General features: G+C 76.7%; 18 protein-coding genes. 9 read left to right on the top strand and 9 right to left on the bottom strand.

All coding sequences use genetic code 11. The annotated features are described in order from the left end of the window. Positions 1 to 35 precede the first annotated feature (35 nt). The 3 genes from ACFPBZ_RS26510 to selB are packed head-to-tail and all read left to right on the top strand — an operon-like array spanning position 36 to position 4,287. The gene (locus tag ACFPBZ_RS26510; protein WP_378039116.1) at positions 36 to 1,109 is read left to right on the top strand and encodes a permease; all 1,074 of its coding nucleotides are present in this window, start codon (positions 36 to 38) and stop codon (positions 1,107 to 1,109) included. Further along, positions 1,106 to 2,482, top strand: coding sequence for an L-seryl-tRNA(Sec) selenium transferase (selA, locus tag ACFPBZ_RS26505; protein ID WP_378039115.1), 1,377 nt, complete (start codon positions 1,106 to 1,108; stop codon positions 2,480 to 2,482). Before ACFPBZ_RS26510 ends, selA begins: the two co-directional genes overlap by 4 nt. Beyond that, a complete protein-coding gene (gene selB / locus ACFPBZ_RS26500) occupies positions 2,479 to 4,287 on the top strand; it encodes a selenocysteine-specific translation elongation factor (protein WP_378039114.1) in 1,809 nt (602 codons plus the stop codon). Before selA ends, selB begins: the two co-directional genes overlap by 4 nt. 6 nt (positions 4,288 to 4,293) lie before the next feature. On the opposite strand, the gene ACFPBZ_RS26495 is transcribed toward selB, so the two are convergent. From ACFPBZ_RS26495 to ACFPBZ_RS26485, 3 genes are all read right to left on the bottom strand, one after another. Then, positions 4,294 to 5,085 carry an RNA polymerase sigma factor SigF gene (locus ACFPBZ_RS26495; RefSeq protein WP_378039113.1) on the bottom strand — a complete coding sequence of 264 codons (792 nt, stop codon included), beginning with the start codon at positions 5,083 to 5,085 and terminating at the stop codon, positions 4,294 to 4,296. Next, positions 5,082 to 5,549: an ATP-binding protein gene (locus ACFPBZ_RS26490; RefSeq protein WP_378039126.1), complete on the bottom strand. Its 468-nt coding sequence runs from the start codon at positions 5,547 to 5,549 to the stop codon at positions 5,082 to 5,084. The genes ACFPBZ_RS26495 and ACFPBZ_RS26490 overlap by 4 nt, the downstream gene beginning before the upstream one ends. Positions 5,550 to 5,733: 184 nt before the next feature. Next, positions 5,734 to 6,132 carry an STAS domain-containing protein gene (locus ACFPBZ_RS26485; RefSeq protein WP_378039112.1) on the bottom strand — a complete coding sequence of 133 codons (399 nt, stop codon included), beginning with the start codon at positions 6,130 to 6,132 and terminating at the stop codon, positions 5,734 to 5,736. 284 nt (positions 6,133 to 6,416) lie between these two features. Between ACFPBZ_RS26485 and ACFPBZ_RS26480 the strand changes: the two genes are divergently transcribed. Continuing rightward, positions 6,417 to 6,734, top strand: a complete 318-nt coding sequence (locus ACFPBZ_RS26480) for a WhiB family transcriptional regulator (protein WP_378039111.1) — start codon at positions 6,417 to 6,419, stop codon at positions 6,732 to 6,734. Between the two features lie 16 nt (positions 6,735 to 6,750). Here ACFPBZ_RS26480 and ACFPBZ_RS26475 read toward each other — a convergent pair whose 3' ends face one another. Next, positions 6,751 to 7,260 carry a proteasome activator gene (locus tag ACFPBZ_RS26475; protein ID WP_378039110.1) on the bottom strand — a complete coding sequence of 170 codons (510 nt, stop codon included), beginning with the start codon at positions 7,258 to 7,260 and terminating at the stop codon, positions 6,751 to 6,753. A gap of 82 nt (positions 7,261 to 7,342) precedes the next feature. Here ACFPBZ_RS26475 and ACFPBZ_RS26470 point away from each other — a divergent pair, with 82 nt between their 5' ends. Continuing rightward, complete coding sequence (locus ACFPBZ_RS26470) at positions 7,343 to 8,107, top strand: ATP-binding protein (protein ID WP_378039109.1); 765 nt, start codon at positions 7,343 to 7,345, stop codon at positions 8,105 to 8,107. Positions 8,108 to 8,127: 20 nt separating this feature from the next. On the opposite strand, the gene ACFPBZ_RS26465 is transcribed toward ACFPBZ_RS26470, so the two are convergent. Further along, positions 8,128 to 9,180 carry a DNA topoisomerase IB gene (locus ACFPBZ_RS26465; protein WP_378039108.1) on the bottom strand — a complete coding sequence of 351 codons (1,053 nt, stop codon included), beginning with the start codon at positions 9,178 to 9,180 and terminating at the stop codon, positions 8,128 to 8,130. Positions 9,181 to 9,254: 74 nt separating this feature from the next. Here ACFPBZ_RS26465 and ACFPBZ_RS26460 point away from each other — a divergent pair, with 74 nt between their 5' ends. The 3 genes from ACFPBZ_RS26460 (at position 9,255) to ACFPBZ_RS26450 (ending at position 13,547) form a co-directional block, all read left to right on the top strand. Continuing rightward, positions 9,255 to 10,928 (top strand): RecQ family ATP-dependent DNA helicase, encoded by a 1,674-nt coding sequence (locus ACFPBZ_RS26460; RefSeq protein ID WP_378039107.1) that lies wholly within the window; start codon positions 9,255 to 9,257, stop codon positions 10,926 to 10,928. Between the two features lie 83 nt (positions 10,929 to 11,011). Continuing rightward, the gene (locus ACFPBZ_RS26455; RefSeq protein ID WP_378039106.1) at positions 11,012 to 11,392 is read left to right on the top strand and encodes a hypothetical protein; all 381 of its coding nucleotides are present in this window, start codon (positions 11,012 to 11,014) and stop codon (positions 11,390 to 11,392) included. A 106-nt stretch (positions 11,393 to 11,498) separates the two neighbouring features. Beyond that, the gene (locus ACFPBZ_RS26450; protein ID WP_378039105.1) at positions 11,499 to 13,547 is read left to right on the top strand and encodes a 4-alpha-glucanotransferase; all 2,049 of its coding nucleotides are present in this window, start codon (positions 11,499 to 11,501) and stop codon (positions 13,545 to 13,547) included. 55 nt (positions 13,548 to 13,602) lie between these two features. Here the strand turns inward: ACFPBZ_RS26450 and ACFPBZ_RS26445 are convergent, their stop codons facing one another. Both ACFPBZ_RS26445 and rfaE2 read right to left on the bottom strand, forming a co-directional pair. Next, a complete protein-coding gene (locus ACFPBZ_RS26445) occupies positions 13,603 to 14,445 on the bottom strand; it encodes a glycosyltransferase family 2 protein (protein ID WP_378039104.1) in 843 nt (280 codons plus the stop codon). Beyond that, positions 14,438 to 15,919, bottom strand: coding sequence for a D-glycero-beta-D-manno-heptose 1-phosphate adenylyltransferase (rfaE2, locus tag ACFPBZ_RS26440; protein ID WP_378039103.1), 1,482 nt, complete (start codon positions 15,917 to 15,919; stop codon positions 14,438 to 14,440). The genes ACFPBZ_RS26445 and rfaE2 overlap by 8 nt, the downstream gene beginning before the upstream one ends. A gap of 179 nt (positions 15,920 to 16,098) precedes the next feature. Here rfaE2 and ACFPBZ_RS26435 point away from each other — a divergent pair, with 179 nt between their 5' ends. Next, the gene (locus tag ACFPBZ_RS26435; RefSeq protein ID WP_378039102.1) at positions 16,099 to 16,485 is read left to right on the top strand and encodes an STAS domain-containing protein; all 387 of its coding nucleotides are present in this window, start codon (positions 16,099 to 16,101) and stop codon (positions 16,483 to 16,485) included. On the opposite strand, the gene ACFPBZ_RS26430 is transcribed toward ACFPBZ_RS26435, so the two are convergent. Both ACFPBZ_RS26430 and ACFPBZ_RS26425 read right to left on the bottom strand, forming a co-directional pair. Then, positions 16,476 to 17,171, bottom strand: coding sequence for an SDR family oxidoreductase (locus ACFPBZ_RS26430; RefSeq protein ID WP_378039101.1), 696 nt, complete (start codon positions 17,169 to 17,171; stop codon positions 16,476 to 16,478). The two genes, ACFPBZ_RS26435 and ACFPBZ_RS26430, sit on opposite strands and share 10 nt — an antisense overlap. After that, positions 17,168 to 17,713 (bottom strand): adenylyltransferase/cytidyltransferase family protein (locus ACFPBZ_RS26425; protein ID WP_378039100.1); only part of this gene is annotated, 546 nt, incomplete at its 5' end. The genes ACFPBZ_RS26430 and ACFPBZ_RS26425, both read right to left, overlap by 4 nt.

Raw genomic sequence — 17,713 nt, 5'->3', positions numbered from 1 at the left:
GCGGGGGGCGCGCCCGGCGAGCAGAATCGTCGGGCATGAGCGTCCTGTCGTCGGGGTCCCGTCGGTCGGCGCCCCCGTGGGCGCTCGCGGCCGGGGTCGGGGTGCTCGCGGCCCTGCTCCTGCTGTGGGCGAAGTGGGGCCCGTACTGGGTGAAGGTGCCCGCGGTCGCGGAGTCGGGCTCGCTCGGGAAGTCGATCCTCACGGCCGGGGCCGACGCGCCGCCGGGGGTGTCGCTGTCGGCCGGGCTGGCGTTCGCGGGCACGTACTTCCTCGCGATCTGGCCCGCCCTGGTGGCCGGCCTGGTGCTGGCCGCGGCCGTGCAGACCGTGCTGCCCGCGGCGTGGCTGTCGCGCCTCGTCGGGCGGGGGCGGGGCACCGTCGCGGGCGGGGCCCTCGCGATGCCCGGGATGATGTGCAGCTGCTGCGCGGCCCCCGTGGCCGTGGGGCTGCGGCGGCGGGCCGCCGACGTCCGGGCCGCGCTCGCCTTCTGGCTGGCCAGCCCGGCGCTGAACCCGGTGGTGCTGGTCTTCTGCGCGTTCGTGCTGCCGCCCGCCTGGACGGCGCTGCGGCTCGCGGCGGGGCTCGCCGTGGTCGGCGGCGGGGCCCTCGCCGCGCGACGGGGACTGCCGGGCGCGGACGGGACGGAGGCGTCCACCGAGATCGCCGAGGTCGACGACGACCGCCCGCTGCCGACGCGCTTCCTCGCCGCGCTGGGCGGGCTCGCGGTCCGGCTGCTGCCCGAGTACCTCGTGCTCGTGGTCGCCCTCGGGGCTCTGCGCGGGGTGCTGTTCCCCCTCGGCGCGGGGCTGGGTGACCTGCACGGGGCGCTCGTCGTCGGGATCGTCGTGCTGCTCGCGGCGGCCGGGACGCTGCTGCCGGTCCCCACCGGCGCGGAGATCGCGGTGGTCGCCGCCCTGCTGGCCGCCGGGGTCTCACCCGTGGTCGCGGCCGCGCTGCTGGTGACCCTGCCCGCGGTCAGCCTGCCCTCGCTGCTCATGGTCCGGCGCTCGTTCCCGCGGCGGCTCCTCGCGACCGTGACGCTGGTCGTCGTGCTGGTGGGGATGGCGTCGTCGGCCGTCGTCGCGGTGGGGGGATCCTGGACCGCATGACCGACACCGACTTCCGGCGGCGCATCCCGCGCACCGACGCGGTCCTGGCCGAGCCGCGCGTGGCGGCGGCCGTGGCGGTCGTCGGGAAGGCGCGGGTCAAGGAGGTCGTCGCCGCGGCGCAGCAGCGGGCACGGGGCGGCGACATCGCCCCCGAGGCCGTCGTCGACGAGGTGGTGGCGGAGCTGCCGCGGTCGGCGGCGAGCGTGCGGCCCGTGATCAACGCGACCGGGGTCCTGCTGCACACCAACCTCGGGCGGGCGCCGCTCTCCGACGCCGCCCGCGAGGCCCTGACGACCGCCGCCGGCACCACCGACGTCGAGCTCGACCTCGTGACGGGCGGGCGCGGTCGTCGGGGGGCCGGGGCCCTGGCGGCGCTCGCCGCGGCGGTGCCGGACGCGGGCGCGGTCCACGTGGCCAACAACGGGGCGGCCGCGCTGATCCTCGCGGCGACGGCGCTCGCCGCGGGCCGGGAGATGGTGATCGCCCGGGGCGAGATGGTCGAGATCGGCGACGGGTTCCGCCTCCCGGAGCTGCTGGAGTCGACCGGCGCGCGCCTGCGCGAGGTCGGCACCACGAACCGGGTCACCCGCGACGACTACGCGCGCGCGGTCGGTCCCGACACGGGGATGATCCTGAAGATCCACCCGTCGAACTTCGTCGTGCAGGGCTTCACCTCCAGCGTGCCGGCGGGCGAGCTGACCGGGCTCGGGGTGCCGGTGGTGTCCGACATCGGCTCGGGCCTGCTCGCGCCGCACCCGCTGCTGCCCGACGAGCCCGACGCCGCCACCGAGCTGCGTGCCGGGGTGCCGCTGGTGACCGCGAGCGGCGACAAGCTGCTCGGCGGCCCGCAGGCCGGGCTCCTGCTCGGCGACGCCGACCTCGTCCAGCGGCTGCGCCGCCACCCGCTGGCCCGGGCGCTGCGCGTCGACAAGCTCACCCTCGCCGCGCTGGAGGCGACGCTGCGCGGACCGGTGCCGCCGGTGCGCGCCATGCTCGAGGCGGACGTCGAGGGACTGCGGGCGCGGGCCCGGGCGATCTCGGCCGACCTCGCGGTGCACGGCATCGACGCGCCGGTGGTCGACTGCCGCGCCGTGGTGGGCGGGGGCGGCGGGCCCGGGGTCGAGTTCCCCAGCGCCGGCGTCGCGCTGCCCGAGGAGGCCGCCGCCGCGCTCCGGGTGGGGGCGATCCCCCTGGTCGGGCGGGTGGAGAACGGCCGGTGCGTGCTCGACGTGCGCTCGGTCGCCCCCGCCGACGACGAACGCCTCGCGGCGGCGGTGCGCGCGGTGGGCGCGGTGGGCGGGAGCGAACGACACTCTCGCGCACCTAGAAGCATCGGGAGTGCCGTTCGCTCCGGTCCGGACCCGTCGTCGTGAAGGTGATGGCCACCGCCGGGCACGTCGACCACGGCAAGTCGACGCTGATCCGGGCGCTCACCGGGATGGAGCCCGACCGCTGGGCCGAGGAGCGCCGGCGCGGCATGACGATCGACCTCGGGTTCGCCTGGACGGCGCTGGGGGACGACACCGTCGCGTTCGTCGACGTCCCGGGCCACGAGCGGTTCGTGACGCAGATGCTGGCCGGGGTGGGGCCGGTGCCCGCGACGATGTTCGTGGTGGCGGCCGACGCGGGGTGGATGCCGCAGTCGGGCGAGCACCTCGACGCGCTGCACGCCCTGGGGGTCGGCGACGGGGTCCTCGTGGTGACGCGCTCGGACCTCATGGACCCCGAGCTCGCGCGCGACGAGGCGCTGGAGCACCTCGCCGAGTCGACGCTCGGGCGGCTGCCCGCGGTGTGCGTGTCGGGGACGACGGGCGAGGGGCTCGACGATCTCCGGACCGAGCTGGCGGCCCTGGCCCACCGATTGCCGGAGCCCGACCTCGACGCCGACGTGCGGCTGTGGGTCGACCGGGCCTTCACCATCCGCGGGGCCGGCACGGTGGTGACCGGGACCCTCGGGGCGGGCCGGCTCACGGTCGGCGACGAGCTGGAGCTCGGCGGGCGGGCGGTCTCCGTGCGCGGGCTGCAGTCCCTCGGGTCGCCGGTGGACACCGCGCCCGCGGTGTCGCGGGTCGCGGTGAACCTGCGCGGGGTGTCGCTCGAGGAGGTGGGGCGCGGCGACGCGCTGCTCTCCCCCGGCCGGTGGCTGGCCGCGTCGGTCGTCGACGTGCGGCTGCGGGCCCCGCGGGGATCGAGCGCCGTCGGGGGCCTCCCGAAGCTGCCCGCGGAGGTCATGCTGCACGTGGGGTCGGCCGCGGTGGCGGCCCGGGTGCGGCCGCTGTCCCGCGACGACGCCCCCGACGCCGAGCCCGACACCCGGACCGTCCGGCTGACCCTGCGCGCCCCGCTGCCGCTGCGCCCCGGCGACCACGCCCTGCTGCGCGACCCCGGGGCGCACGCCGTGCTCGGCGGGGTGACCGTCCTCGACGTCCGGCCCCCGGAGCTGCGCCGACGCGGGGCGGCGCGGGCGCGGGCCGAGGACCTCGCGGGCTCCGACGGCTCCCCCGGGCTCGCCCTCGAACTGCGCCGCCGGCGCGTCCTGCGCGTGGCCGACCTCCCCGGCCTCGGGATCACCGGGCCGACGGACGGGGTCCCGCAGGCGGGCGGGTGGCTGGTCGACCCCGCGCACCTCGAGATGCTGGCCGCGCGGCTCGTCGTGCTGGTCACCGAGCACGCGGCCACCGAGCCGCTCGACCCGGGCCTGCCCGCGCGCGCGGCCCAGCGGGGACTCGAGCTGCCCGACCCGAAGCTGGTCGACCTGGTGCTGACGCGGTGCCCCGACCTCGTCGCCGACGGCGGACGCATCCTGCGCCCCGGCGACGGGGGGCTGCCCCCGGCCGTGCGGGCGGCCCTGGCGACGCTGCGCGCGGACCTCGAGCAGGCCCCGTTCGCCGCCCCCGACGCGAACCGGCTCGACGAGCTCGGCCTCCGGGCCAAGCAGCTGGGCGCGGCCGTGCGCGCCGGCGAGCTCGCGAAGGTGGCCGACGGGATCTACGTGCTCCCCGACGCGCCCGACCGGGCCGTGGAGCGGCTGGCCGAGCTCGACCAACCGTTCACGGTGTCGGCGGCCCGGCAGGCCCTGGGCACCACGCGCCGGGTGGCCGTGCCCCTACTGGAGTTCCTCGCGCGCACCGGGCGGACCCGGCACGACGACGACGGCGGCCACACCGTCCGGCGGTGAGAGCCGCTAGCTCTTCTCCTCGGTGAGGTCCTGGCGCAGCGTGGCGAGGGTGCGGGTCAGCAGGCGTGAGACGTGCATCTGCGACACCCCGACCCGCTCGGCGATCTGCGTCTGGGTCATCCCGCCGAAGAAGCGCAGCATGACGATCGTCCGCTCCCGCTCGGGGAGGCGGCGCAGCGCCGGCTGCACGGTCTCGCGGTGCTCGACCTGGACGAGCTCGTCGTCGTCGGTGCCGAGGACGTCGGCGAGCCGGCCCGAGGACGGGTCGTCGACGAGCATGTCGTCGAGCGAGCTGGAGCGGTACGCGTTGGCCGCCTCCAGCGCCTCGAGGATCTCCTCGCGGGGGCGGGAGAGCCGCTCGGCGAGTTCGCCCGCGGTGGGGGCGCGCCCGAGCTCCTGCGACAGGGCCGGCATGGCCGACCCGATCGCGAGGCGCAGGTCCTTGAGCCGGCGCGGGACGCGCGTCGACCACGCCTTGTCGCGGAAGTAGCGGCGGACCTCGCCGGTGATGGTGGGCACCGCATAGGACAGGAAGTCGGACCCGCGCTCCGGGGAGAAGCGGTCGACGGCGTGGATCAGGCCCACCGTGGCGACCTGCTCGAGGTCCTCCTGCGGCTCGCCCCGCTGGGAGAACCGGCGCGCGATGTGGCGGGCCAGGGGCAGGTACCCCTCGACGAGCCGGTCGCGCAGCGCTTCCCGACGACGGTCGTCGGCCGGGAGGCCGGCGTGCTCCGCGAGCAGAGGGGCGAGGTGGGCGTAGGAGTCCTCGCGTCTCCCCTGCTCGGCCGGGCGGCTCACGCCGTCGTCCGGTCCTTGAGCAACCGGATACCGATCCACGACGGGTCGCGGTCGAGGACCTCGGCGGCGTCGGTGAGCGTGTCGAGCACCCGCCAGCCGAACGTGTCCTGGCGCAGCGTGGTGGGCTCGGAGACCGGGACGCGCGCGACGACCGCCACGCGACCGTCGATCACCGTGAAGCCGCACCGCAGCTGTCCGCCCGCCGCGGCGAGCGGGACGAGCGCCGAGCAGGCCTCGTCGACGGCCATCCGCAGGTCGGAGACGGCGTCGAGGTCGAAGTCGGCGCGCGCGGCCAGGTCGGCCGCGACCGCCCGGATCGAGGGGATCAGCGCCGGGTCGGCGTGCACGCGCACCTCGACCGGGCTGGGGACCTCGGCGAGGCTCGTGGCGTCGGCCAGACCGTCGACCTGGGTCGCCACGCCCGCAGCGGGGACCTCGGGAACGCGCTGCTGCGGTTCGGGCATCTGCACGACTGCTGGTCTCCGTTCGCGGCGGGCTGGATGGGCTGGTCGAGGCGGTCGGACGGCGCCGGGCGGGGGCCGACGGCCGCGCACCCCGCCGTGCGCGTCACCGTATCGGCGCACCCGCCGCGGGTCACCACCGCCTCACGACGAGCGTGTCGGCGGCGAGGACCCGCCGGAGGGCCGGTCAGGCCGCGAGGGCGTCCTCGACGGTGGTGTGGATCTCGAAGAGGTCGGTCAGCCCCGTCGCCTGCAGCGGCCGGCTCACCGGCCGGCTGTCGGCGACCAGGCGCAGCACCACGCTGCGGGTCCGCGACTCGTCGAGCGCCTCGACCAGCAGCGCCAGGCCGCTGGACCCCAGGAACTCGACGGCCAGCATGTCGAGCACCAGGACCTGGATCCCGGCCGCGAGCTCCTCGGTCACCTTGGCGCGCAGCGCCGGCGTAGTCAGCATGTCGATCTCACCGGACAGGCGGATCACCGACGTCTCGCCCGAGCGCTGGACGTCGACGCCCATCGGCTCCTCGGTGGAGAAGTCGTCCTCGGTGGCCACGGCCTCCCGCCCCCCGTTCCCGCTCTCAGACATCCAGTGAACTCCTCGTGACGATGGCTCGGGCCGTACGACGGCTCCGTGCGATCACATCGGCCGCACGATACCCACTGCCGCGGACACTACTCGCGACACAGGGTGGCAGAACCGTCGCAGGGTGGTGCGGCGACCGATGACACGTCTCCACGCCCGGCGGCGTCCGACCGGGTGACGCGATCGGGTTTGTGACCGCGACCTCCCGGCTATACCCGCCGCGGCCCCGCGGGGTCGATCGACTCACCGGGCTCCGCTGCGGCGCCCCTGTGGCCCTGGAGGATCCTGTGGCTGATGTGCGTCTGCTCCCCGGACCGATCATCGACGAGTGGGACTGGCAGCTGCACGGTTCGTGCCGCGGCATGGACTCGAGCTTCTTCTTCCACCCCGACGGCGAGCGCGGCCCGCGGCGCGAGCAGCGCGCCAGCCAGGCCAAGCGCGTGTGCATGAGCTGCCCGGTGCTCGACCCGTGCCGCCGCCACGCCCTCGCGACCCGGGAGCCCTACGGCGTGTGGGGCGGCCTGACCGAGGACGAGCGCCGCTCGGCCCTGCGCCGCGGCCGCCGCGAGATCCCCGCCGAGGGCGAGGTCATCCTCGAGGGCTGAGCCCCGGGGACGTCCCCTACAGGTACTGGCCCCCGTCGACCTGGACCTCCGCGCCCGGCAGCGCCGGGCTGCGCCGCATCTGCTCGAGCTGGCCGCGCGCCGCCATCTGCTGCGCGAGCACCGCGCTCTGGATGCCGTGGAACAGCCCCTCGAGCCAGCCCAGCAGTTGCGCCTGCGCGATCCTCAGCTCCGCCTGCGAGGGCACCGCGTCGGTGCCCAGCGGCAGCGAGATGCGCGCGAGCTCGTCGCGCAGCTCCGGGGCGAGACCCTTGCCCAGCTCGGTGATCGACCGCGCGTGGATGTCGGCGAGCCGCGCCCGGCCGGCCTCGTCGAGCGGCGCGGAGCGCACCTCCTCGATGAGCTTGCCGACCATGCCGGCCACCCGCATCACCGCGCCCGGGGACTCCACGAGCTCGGCCGTCCCGGCCCCCTCGCCGGCGCCGCTCTCGGCCGCGGCGGTCAGCGGGGAGGACGTCCGGTCCGGGGCGGCACCGTCGTCGGCCTCGTCCGAGGCAGCAGAGGTCATGGTCACCATCATGGCGCGGCCGGGTCTCCCCCGCCGCGCTTGGCCCGGGTCGGGGCGGGGTAACACGGCCGCGAGGTGAGTCGTGGAACAGCTCGAGTGGGAGATCCGGCCTGCGCCGTCCCCGGGCGGCGCGATGGTGGCGACGGTGCGCGGCGACCTCGACCGACCGGCGCGGTCCGACTTCGTCGGGCGCCTCGCCGACGTCCTCGTCCGGTACCGCCACGTCGTCGTCGACGCCGCCGGCCTGCACCCGCAGCACGCCGAGGTGGTCCACGCCTTCACCGAGGCGCTCTCGCGCGCGGGCGGGTGGCCGGCGGCGTGCTTCGCGATCGCCGGCCCCGACCCGACGCTGCGGGCCCTGCTCACCAGCTCGGGGGTCGCCCACCGGGTGCCGGTGTTCGACGACGTCGCGCGGGCGCTGGCGCACCTCGGTGACCGCCCCACCCTGCTCCGCGAGTGGTGGCGCTTCTCGGTCGACCCGCACGCCCCCCGACGGGCCCGGGCCCACGTCCGCGACGTCTGCGCCCGCTGGGGCGTCGGCGACGAGGTGCGCGAGGCCGCGGAGATCGTCGTGACCGAGCTCGTCACGAACTCCGTCGAGCACGCGAGCAGCGCCTCGGTGGTCGAGGTGGAGGGCCGCGGCGACACCCTGCGGATGACGGTGCGCGACTACGGCGTCGGCCACGCGATCCCCGAGGCCGCCACGTGGGTGGCCCCGCCGACGTCCTCGCCGCGCGGGCGCGGCCTGGCCATGGTGGCCGCGGTGTCGCGCGAGTGGGGCATCCGCCGCCACGTCGACGGCACGACGATCTGGTCGGAGATGACCCCGGAGTCGGTCGCGGGCTGACGCGACCGACCCCCGCACGGTCAGTCGGGCCGGGAGGTCACGAGCTCGAGCACCGCGGCCTCGACGCGGTCGCGCATCGAGAGGTCGGACGGGTCGGCGCTGCGGACGGCCTCGACCACGGTGCGGCCGGCCTCGAAGTGGTCGACGAGCACCGGGTCGACGTAGGAGCTGCGGCACACGGCGGGCGTGTTGCCCAGCTGCGCCGCGACCGTCTTCATGGTGTGGGTGACCGCGGCCTTGCGCTTGCGCTCGGCCCCGGGCGGGGTGCCGTCGGCGTCGACGCGGGTGGCGAGCGCGACCGCGGCCACCACCCCGGCGTTCCAGGTGCGCAGGTCCTTCGCCGTGAACTCCTCGCCGACGGCCTCGCGGACGGCGTCGTTGACGTCGTCGGCGGTGACGTCGTGCCAGATCGTCTCCCGCTTGCGGACCGCCTTCCACGCCAGCAGCTCGTCGCCGCCGCCGCGCCGCCGCTTGAGCGAGCTGACCAGCCGGTGCGTCGCCTCGTCGGCGATGGTCAGGTGCCGCGGCACCCCGGCCTTCGCCACGTAGTCGAACTGCACCGACCCGTCCTTGCGCGCGGTCGCGTGCTCGCGGCGCAGGGTGGCGAGGCCGAACGAGGCCTCCGAGTAGCGGTCGCGGTCGGCGTACTCCTCGCCGCCGACGCGGAACACCCCGAGGTCGAGCAGCCACACCGCGCCCGCCAGCACCCGGTCGCGCCCCAGGCCGTCGGGCTCGAGGCGCTTGGCGAGCGCGCGCCGCACCTCGGGCATGTGGGCGCCGAGCCGGGCGACGCGGGCGAACTTCTCGCGCGACTGCTGCGCGGTCCACTCGTCGTGGTAGCGGTACTGGCGGCGGCCGGCTACGTCGGTGCCGACGGCCTGGATGTGGCCGTCGGCGCGGGGGCAGATCCACACGTCGCGCCAGGCGGGCGGGATCACCAGGGCCGTGACCCGGTCGAGGGTCTCCGGATCGGTGACCGCGTCCCCGCTGGTCAGGTCGTGGTAGCTGAAGCCCTTCCCCCGACGACGGCGCCCCAGACCGGGGCCGTTCGGGTCGACTCGCACGAGCGTCACCGGGCGGAGTTACCCACCGGTCCGTCCCTCGTACCGGGTGTTTCCGGCGACCGACCCCGGCCCATCCCGGCGCCGTGAACGATCGTGCGACCGAGGTCGAGGGCCCCTGCGGCCCCGTGTCCCCCGAGCTCCTCGAGGCCGTCGACGCCGCCACCGCCCGGTACCTGGGGGCGGACGCGGCACTGCGCGACGGGCAACGCGCCGCGGTGCTCGCGGCGCTCGCCTCCGACACCCTCGCGGTGCTGCCGCCCGCGGCGGGCAAGACCGCGATCTACGCCATCACGGGCGACGTCCTCGGGCGCCGCACCGTGGTCGTCTCCCCCACCCTGTCGCTGCACCGCGACCAGGTGGCCCACCTCCGCGACGCGGGCGTGCCCACCGGGGCGCTCAACTCCGAGGTCGGCCGCGGCGACCTCGAGCGCTTCGTCGCGGGCGAGCTCGAGGTCCTCGTGACCTCCCCCGAGCAGCTGGCCCGGCCCGACGTGCTGGCGGCCCTGCGGACGGCGGCCCCGACGCTGGTCGCGGTCGACGAGGCCCACTGCGTGTCCGACTGGGGACCGGACTTCCGGCCCGACTACCTCGCCCTGGGCCCCGTGGTGCGGGCCCTCGGGTCGCCCCGGGTCCTCGCCCTCACCGCGACCGCCTCCGCGCCGGCCCGCGAGGAGATCCTCGACCTCCTCGGCATCCCCGACGCGTGCGTCGTGGTCCGCGACGTCGACCGGCCGAACACGCACCTCGCGGTCCGCCTCCTGCACGACGAAGGCGCGAAGTGGGACCAGGTCGTCGAGACCGTGGTGGCCGCCGAGGGCGCCGGCATTGTCTACGTGACCACCCGCGGGCACACCACGCTCGTCGCCGACCGGCTCACCGGGGCCGGGGTGAGCGCGGGGGCCTACCACGGGGGGCTCCCCAAGAAGGACCGGCAGCGCGTCCAGGACGCCTTCATGGCGGGCGAGCTGGACGTCGTCGTCGCGACCAGCGCCTTCGGGATGGGCATCGACAAGCCCGACGTCCGCTGGGTGGTGCACGGGGACGTGCCGACCTCGATCGATGCCTACCACCAGGAGATCGGGCGCGCGGGCCGCGACGGCGGCTCCGCGTGGGCGGTGCTTTTCCACCGGCCGCAGGACCTGGCCCGGCCCCGCCTGTTCGCCTCCGGGCGCGATGCGCGGGCGGCCGCGCTCGCGACGGTCGTCGAGGCGGTCCGACTGCACCGCGAGGAGGGCGTGGTCCAGTCCGAGCTCGCCGACGCCGCCGGGGTCAGCAAGGCGGCGCTCGCGCGGGCGGTGCCGGCGCTCGTCGTCGGGGGCTCCGCCCGCCAGCTCCCCGCCCGCCGCCTCGGCGCCGGGCCGTGCGAGGACCCGGCCATCGAGGTGGCGAAGGCCGCGGCCGAGCTCGTGGTCCGCAGCCGGCAGCGCCAGGTGAGCAAGGTCGAGCTGGTCCGGCGCTACGCCGAGGGCGGCGGCTGCCGGCGCCGCACGCTGCTCGAGACGCTCGGCGAACCGCGCGAGGACCCGTGCGGCTTCTGCGACCACTGTGACGCGGGCGACGTCGGCGATCCCGGGGGCCGCTCCGGGGCGTCCCACGGAGAGCCGACCCCGGGCGAGGCCGTCGCCCACGACGAGTGGGGCCGCGGCGTGGTGCAGACGGTGGAGGACGACACGGTGGTGGTGCTCTTCGACGAGGTCGGCTACCGCACGCTCTCGATCCCGGTGGTCAGGGAACGCGGACTGTTGACCTCCGCGTGACCCGGCGCGCGTTTGCCTGTCACACAGCGTGCCGATTCTGGTAGTGCTGTCGCAGTTCCGATGTACCCGAACGGAAGGTGCCCGTGCTCCTCGACCCCATCTCCACCCGGCCCGACTCGGCCGACGTCATCATCCCGCCGCTCCCCGACCCGGCCGTGCTCCCCGCGCTCGACGACGTCGAGCCCGCTCCCGCCCCCGCCGAACTCCCCGGCGACCTCACCGCCCTGGTCGCCCGCGCCCGCCGCGACCGCGGCTCGGCCCTCGCCCTGGTGCACCTGCTGCTCGAGCGCGGCTGGACCGTCCCCGCGGTCCGCACCGCGCTCTCCGGCCTGTCCGGCCTCACCGGCACCCAGATCGAGTCCCTCGCGACCGTGCGCCGTCCGCGGACGTCGGCGTCCGACGTGGCCGACCGCCTCGTCGCCCGCCACGGCGGCCCGCACGTGCCGTACCCGCGCTCGCACTGAGCCCCGCGGCTCCACCGGGGACCTCACGGGTGCCGGGCGCCCGCACCGGGAATGCTGGGCCACCTACGACGGTGCCCGGTCCGCGGGCGCCCACGAGAGGAGCCCGGTGTCTGTCGGAGCTGTGTCCGCCGACCTGGCGGCACTCGCCGCCGCCCACGGCGTCGCCACCACGTACCGCAGCGCGGACGACGAGACCGTCGAGGTGTCCGCGGACGTCGTCGTCGACGTGCTCGCCGCCCTCGACGTCGACGCGTCCACGGACGAGGCGGTCCGCGCCGCCCTCGACGACCGCCGCGGCACCGCCCTGCCGCCGACCCTCGTCGTCGGGAACGCGGCCGTGGATCTGCCCGAGCCCGGGGAGCTCACCCTGGAGGACGGCGGCGTCCGGTCGGTGACGGTGCTCGAGGACCTCCCGGTCGGCTACCACCACCTCCGCTGCGGGGCGGCCGAGGCCGCCGTGCTCGTGGCGCCGGAGCGCCTCGCGGAGGTGCCGCGCACGTGGGGCTGGATGGTGCAGCTGTACTCCCTGCACTCGGCCGGTTCCTGGGGCTGCGGCGACCTCACCGACCTGCGCGACCTGCTCGCCGCGGCGGCCGGGCAGGGCGCGGGCGCGGTGCTGTGCAACCCGCTGCACGCGCTGCGCCTCGACCCGTCCGTCGAGTCCTCGCCGTACTCGCCGTCGTCTCGGCGCTTCCTGCACCCGGTCTCGCTGCGTGTCACCGCCACCCCGGCCTACCGGGCCGCGCCCGCGCACGTCCGCCACGCGGTCGACCGCCTCGCCCCCGACTCGGGCGCCCTCGCCGAGCGCGACGCCGGCGCCCTGATCGACTACGACGCCGTCTGGGCGTCGAAGCGCGCAGCCCTCTCCCTGCTGCGCCCGTTCGCGGCCTCGGTCGGCGCGCTCGAGCGCGACGACGCCCTCCCGCCCGTGCCCGGTGCCGGGCGCGGCGACTCCGGGGACGACACCGGGGACGCGCTCGCCGCGGAGCACCGCGCCGCCGTCGCGGCCCTGCCCGACGACCTGCGCGACGTCGCCACCTGGTACGCGCTCGCCGAGCGCCACGGCCCGGAGTGGCGCGACTGGCCCGAGGACCTGCGCGGCCCCGACGCGCCCGGCATCCCCGCCGCGCGCGAGGACCTCGCCGACCGCATCTCCTTCCACGCCTGGTGCCAGCGCCTGCTCGACCGGCAGCTCGCCGACGCCCACGCCGCGACCTTCGGGATGTCGGTGGGCCTCATCGCCGACCTCGCCGTGGGGTGCGCGCCGGACGGCGCGGACGCGTGGGCGCTGCAGTCGTTCCTCGCCCCCGGCGTGCACGTCGGCGCCCCGCCGGACGGCTTCAACCAGCGCGGCCAGGACTGGTCGCTGCCGCCGTGGCGGCCCGACCGGCTCGCCGCGTCGGGCTACGCGCCGCTGCGGGAGATGCTGGCCGCGGTGCTGCGCCACGCCGACGGGGTGCGCATCGACCACGTCGCCGGGCTGTGGCGCCTCTGGTGGATCCCGCCGAACCGCCCGGCGACCGAGGGCACGTACGTCTCCTACGACGCGCAGGCGATGCTCGCCGTGCTGGCGATCGAGGCGTCGCGGGCGGGCGCGGTCGTCGTCGGGGAGGACCTCGGGACGGTCGAGCCGGAGGTGACCGAGGGGCTGACCGACCGCGGCATGCTCGGCTGCTCGGTGCTGTGGTTCCAGCGCGGCCCCTCCGGCGACCTGCTGCCGCCCTCGTCGTGGGAGCCGATGACCCTCGGGACGATCTCCACCCACGACCTGCCGACGGCCACCGGCTTCCTGCGCGACGAGCACGTCCGCGCGCGCTCGGAGGCCGGGCTGCTCACCGACGTCGACGCCGCCCGGGAGCAGGCCGCCACGGAGCGGACCGAGCTGCTCGACCTGCTCGTCTCGCAGGGCGCGCTGGAGCGGGCCGACGCCTCCGAGGAGGAGGTGGTGACCGCGCTGCACCGGCTGCTGGCCACGGCCTCGTCGCGGATCGTGCTGGCCTCGTTCACCGACGTGCTCGACGAGGTCCGCCAGCCCAACCTGCCCGGCACCACCGACGCCTACCCGAACTGGCGGATCCCGCTGCCGCTCTCGCTCGAGGAGCTGCTGCGCGACCGGCGGGTCCTCGCGACCGTGTCGGCGCTCAAGGGGCGCTGATCCGTACCTGGTCCGATTGTGACGCTGGGTGTCAGCATGGCCGCAGTGCTGACACTCACCGTCCGGCCAGCAGGTCGACCGCCGAGGCCCCGCGGTCGGGCAGGGTGGTCGCCGACTCCTGGTGGTAGGCGCCGCTGGGCAGCACCCCGGCGGCGCCCGCCCGGGTCATGACGCGCTGCTGGACGAACACGTCCTCGCCGTGGGCGTCGGCGGGGACGTCGCGCCAGAAGTCGAACCCGCCCGCGTCGAGCAGGGCGGCGCGGTCGAACAGCACGCAGCCCGCCGCCCAGGCGATCTTGTAGGCGACGTACGACGACGGCGCGGGGACCGGGCCGCCGGGGACGTCCAGGCCCTCCGCGGCGGCGAGGTGCATCCCGTTCGCGGCGTTGCCGAGGCGCCAGCGCTGCCAGGGTCCCGACTCCTTCTCGATCCGCTCCGGGACCACCGGGCCGTCCCAGCGCTCGTAGCTCGCCCGCTCGTGGGGGCGGTCGTCGTCGAGGTGGGACAGGCCCTGCATCGCGGCGGCGACCAGGCCGCAGCCCAGCTCGCGCAGCGCGGTGTGCAGGCGGGCGAGGACGCCGGGCTCGAGCCAGACGTCGTCGTCGAGGAACAGCACTGCGGGCGCGGTGGCGCGGGAGAGCAGGAACGCGCGCTGCTCGGTGATCCCGCGCCGGGGCAGGTGGCGCAGCAGCTCCACCTCGACGCCGCGGTGGCGCAGCACCCGCGCCATCGTGGCGGCCGCGGCGGTGTCGAACGACGCGTCGCCGTCGGACTGGTCGGAGACCACCACCCGGAACGACGGCCCGCCCGTGCCCGCCTGCGCGGCGAGCCCGGCCAGGGTGGTGGCGAGCTCGACCGGGCGGTCCTTGGTGGGGACGAGAACGTCGAGATCAACCACGGGCGCGGATTCGTTCGACGACGGCCGTGGTCGACCGGTCGGGCAGGTAGTCGAGGATCGCGACCCGCCCGCCGTACGCGGTGACCACGGGGCTCTCGGTGAGCATCGCCGCCGTGTAGTCGCCGCCCTTGGCGTACACGTCGGGGCGCACGGCCTCGAGCAGCGCGACCGGGGTGTCCTCGGCGAAGGACACCACGTGGTCGACGCAGGACAGCGCGCCGATCACCGCGGCGCGGTCGGCCAGCGGGTTCACGGGCCGGCCCGGGCCCTTGAGCCGCGCGACGCCCTCGTCGGTGTTCAGGGCCACGACGAGCACGTCGCCGAGCCGCTTGGCCTGGTTGAGGTAGGCGACGTGGCCGCGGTGCACCACGTCGAAGCAGCCGTTGGTGAACACGATCCGGCGGCCCGCGGTGCGGTGGTCGGCGACGAGCCGCGCCAGCTCGGCGGCGCTCGACAGCGACTCCCCCGAGGCCGAGACCCGCGAGGACAGGTCGGCGGTGGAGCACACGGCGGTGCCGGTGCGGCCCACCACCACGTCGGCCGCGGCCTGCGCCAGCTCCACCGCCGTGGGGCCGGGGGTGCCGGCCGCGAGGGCGAGGGTCAGGGCCGCGGTGAACGAGTCACCGGCGCCGCAGGCCCGGCTCTCCGGGGCGGGCCGCGCCCACGTGCGGTGCGCGGGCAGGTCGGGCGGGAGCAGCAGCGCGCCGTCGCGGTCGAGGGTGACGACGACCGTCGCCGCGCCTGCGCGGGTGCGAAGCTCGCCGCCCGCGGCCTCGGCGGCGGCGACCCGGTCGGCGCCGTCGAGAGCGCGGCCGAGCAGGACCGCGACCTCGCCCGCGTTGGGCGTCACGACGTCGGGGCCGGCGGGGGCCCAGCGCGCCAGGTCGTGCGCGTCCACGACCAGGACGCCGAGGCGGTCGCGGTGCGCGGCGACCGTGCTCACCGCGGCGTCGTCGAGCCCGCCCACGGCGTAGTCGCAGACCACGGTGGCGTCGGGCCCGGCGTCGAGGGCGTCGGCCAGGACGGCCGCGAAGCCCTCGACGGTGCCGTCGGCGGGCACCGTGTCGTACCGGGCGACCATCGCGTCGTCGGCGACGATGCGCCGCTTCGCCGCGGTGGGGCGGCCGGGGGCGACGAGCAGCGCCGAGGTGTCGACCCCGGCCTCGTCGAGCAGGCGCCGCAGGGTGGCGCCGTCGTCGTCGTCGCCCACCACGGCCACGAGCGAGACCCGCGCGCCGAGGGCGGCGAGGTTCACGGCGGTGTTCGCGGCCCCGCCCGCGGCGCAGCGGGTCACGTCGACCTCGACCACGGGCACGGGGGCCTCGCGGGAGAGCCGGCGGGTGGGCCCGGAGAGCCAGCAGTCGAGCACGGCGTCACCGACGACGACCACCCGCGGCGCCACCTCGGCGAGGCGGCGCGGGAGGTCGGCGGCGAGCGGCGCGCTCTCGAGCGGGGCGGTCACAGAGATCGACACGGGGTGGTGCACCTCCGATCGGACAGGTGGTCGACGAGCGGCTCTCGCCGCTCCCGGGTGCTCTCGCTAGGGTTCGGGGACCGCCACCGCGGGGTCCAGCCACGTGCCCCCGGTCCCCGCCGTCGCCCCCCGCCCCTGCACGTCGTGCCGCCGGGGACGGACGTGTCCCTGGAGGCCGAGTGCATCCCGACGACCCCGTGGGCCCCGAGCCGGGCGCCGTCGAGGTCGCGGTCCGCGCCGACTCGGGCGCGGCGGTGGTGGCCGTGGCGGGCGACGTGGACGCCTCGGCCGTCGCGACGGTGCGCGGGGCCATCGAGCAGGCGCTGAGCGCGACCCCCCGCGCCGTGGTCCTCGATCTCTCCGCCGTGGCCCTGCTCGCCTCCGCGGGCATGACCCTGCTGCTCGAGGCGACCGAGGACCTGCGCGACCGGGGCGTGCCGCTGCTGCTCGCCGCGTCGGCGCGCACGGTGCGCCGCCCGCTGCGCATCACCGGTCTCGACCGGGTGCTGGCGCTGCACGACGACGTCCCCAGCGCCCTGGTCGCGGTGGCCGACGATCACGGGTAGGACGACTCGCCGGACGCCGCGACCACCAGTTCCCGCACCTCGCTGCCCGCGGGGCGGGTGAGCGCGTAGAGCACCGCGTCGGCGGTCTGGGCGGGGTCGTTGAGCTGGGCGTCCGAGCCGGGCTTGTACTGGTCGGGGCGGTCGTCGAAGAAGTGGGTCCACATCCCGCCGGGCACGAGCAGGGTGACGCCGACCTGGCCGGCCCACTCGGCGGCGAGCGCGCGGGTGAACCCGACGACGCCGAACTTCGAGGCGCAGTAGGCGGTCGCGTCGGACACGGCCTTGACCCCGAGCGTCGAGGAGACCGTGACGACCTTGCCCTGGCGCTCGGCGAGCGAGGGCAGCGCGGCGCGGACGACGGCCGCGGTCCCGAGCAGGTTGACGGCGATCACCCGCTCCCACTCGGTGAACTCGACGTCGACGATCCGGCCGCAGCGGTCGATGCCGGCGGCGGTGACGACGCCGTCGAGGCCACCCTGCTCGTCGATCACCCGGGCGACGGCGCTCTGCGCGGCGGCGGTGTCGGCGAGGTCGACCTCGACGAAGGCGTGGCCCGCGTCGGGGGCCTTGAGGTCGAGCACCACGGGCGTCCCGCCGGCGGCGGCGACGGCGTCGGCCACGGCGGCGCCGAGTCCGGAGGACCCCCCGGTGACGAGGACGGTGCCGGGCGTGCGGGGCGAGCTCACAGAGTTCCTCCGGTTGCAGATGACGAGACGGGCGCAGGGGACGAGACGGCTTCCAGGGACCGGGCGAGACGGGTCGACGACCGCCCGGCGTGGTACGGGACGGCGACGACCTCGCCGCCCCACGAGCGCACCAGCGGCGCCTCGGGCAGGTCGTCGGCGGCGTAGTCGCCGCCCTTGACCCACACGTCGGGGCGCAGCCGGGCGATGAGCGACTGCGGGTCGTCCTCGGTGAAGACGGCCACGGCGTCGACGCAGCCGAGCGCGGCGAGCAGCTCGGCGCGGTCGTTCTCGCCGACGATCGGGCGGGTGGCTCCCTTGAGCCGGCGCACCGAGTCGTCGGAGTTCAGGCACACGACCAGCACCCCGTCGTCGCCGCCCAGGTCGCGGGCGGCGGCGAGGGTGCGGGCGTGGCCCGCGTGCAGGAGGTCGAAGCAGCCGCCGGTGGCGACCACGCGGCCGCCGCGGGCGCGGGTGGCCTCGGCCAGCGCGACCGCGACGTCGGCGTCGTCGGGCCGGGCGGTGCTCTCCCGGCGGCCCGCGAC

Origin of the sequence: Actinomycetospora atypica (assembly GCF_042653685.1) — a bacterium.
Lineage (GTDB): Bacteria > Actinomycetota > Actinomycetes > Mycobacteriales > Pseudonocardiaceae > Actinomycetospora > Actinomycetospora atypica.
This window is presented reverse-complemented; position numbering and strand designations above follow the sequence as displayed.